Origin of the sequence: Caballeronia pedi, from assembly GCF_001544915.2 — a bacterium.
Classification (GTDB): domain Bacteria; phylum Pseudomonadota; class Gammaproteobacteria; order Burkholderiales; family Burkholderiaceae; genus Caballeronia; species Caballeronia pedi.
In genome coordinates this window covers 1-1112 of sequence record NZ_FCOE02000118.1, presented here as the reverse complement: position 1 = coordinate 1112, position 1112 = coordinate 1, and the positions used below count along the sequence as shown (strand labels likewise).

Here is a 1112-nt window from a genome sequence, read left to right as displayed (position 1 = left end):
GAATCAACCGATAGCGAGCCGAAAAACATGGCGACTCCGCAATTCCACCCGCTGCGCATCCGTGACGTGCGGCCCGAAACCGCCGATGCGGTCACCGTTTCGTTCGAGGTGCCGCCCACGCTGCGCGATGCGTTTCGCTTCACGCAGGGCCAGTTCGTGACGCTCAAGACGCATATCGATGGCGAAGAAACGCGCCGTTCGTATTCGATCTGCGTAGGCGTGACCGACTACGATCGCGATGGCGAATTGCGCATCGGCATCAAGCGCGTGCGGGGCGGCCGCTTCTCGAACTTCGCATTCGATACCTTGAAGCCCGGCCACGAGATTGAAGTGATGACGCCCGATGGCCGCTTCTTCACGCACCTGAACGCGGATCACGCGAAGCAGTATGTGGCGTTCTCGGGCGGCTCGGGCATCACGCCGGTGCTGGCGATCATCAAGACGACGCTGGATACGGAACCGACCAGCCGCTTCACGCTGGTGTACGGCAATCGCAGCGTGGACGCGATCATGTTCGCCGAGGAACTCGAGGATCTGAAGAATCGCTATATGGATCGCTTCTCGCTGTATCACGTGCTGTCGGATGATTTGCAGGACGTGGAGCTCTTCAACGGCGTGCTGGACGAAGCGAAATGCAAGGCGTTTCTGGAAAGCCTGCTCTCGCCTGAAGAAATCGACGAAGCGTTCATCTGCGGCCCCGGCCCGATGATGGATGCGGCCGAAGCGGCGTTGAAGGACTCGGGCGTCGCGCCCAAGCAGATTCACGTCGAGCGCTTCGGCACGCCGTTGCCGCAGGCGGGGGTGCCGGCCATCGAGATCACGGAGAACACGCCGGCGGCGGATCTGGAACTGATCATCGATGGCAAGAAGCGCAAGCTGCGGCTGCCATACGCGGGCGTGAGCGTGCTCGATGTGGGTCTGAAAGCAGGCCTCGCGTTGCCGTACGCGTGCAAGGGCGGTGTGTGCTGCACGTGCCGCGCGAAGGTGCTCGAAGGCGAAGTGAAGATGGAAAAGAACTTCACGCTCGAACAACATGAAATCGATGATGGTTTCGTGCTGACTTGCCAGTGTCATCCGGTGAGCGAGCGTGTGGTCGTGAGTTTCGACGAGCG

The 1112-nt window shown here is 61.0% G+C and carries 1 protein-coding gene; it reads left to right on the top strand.

All coding sequences use genetic code 11. The features are described 5' to 3' along the window. Positions 1-27: 27 nt before the first annotated feature. Positions 28-1112, top strand: a 1085-nt coding sequence (paaE, locus tag AWB80_RS42765) for a 1,2-phenylacetyl-CoA epoxidase subunit PaaE (RefSeq protein ID WP_087132120.1), incomplete at its 3' end; no start/stop codon positions are given.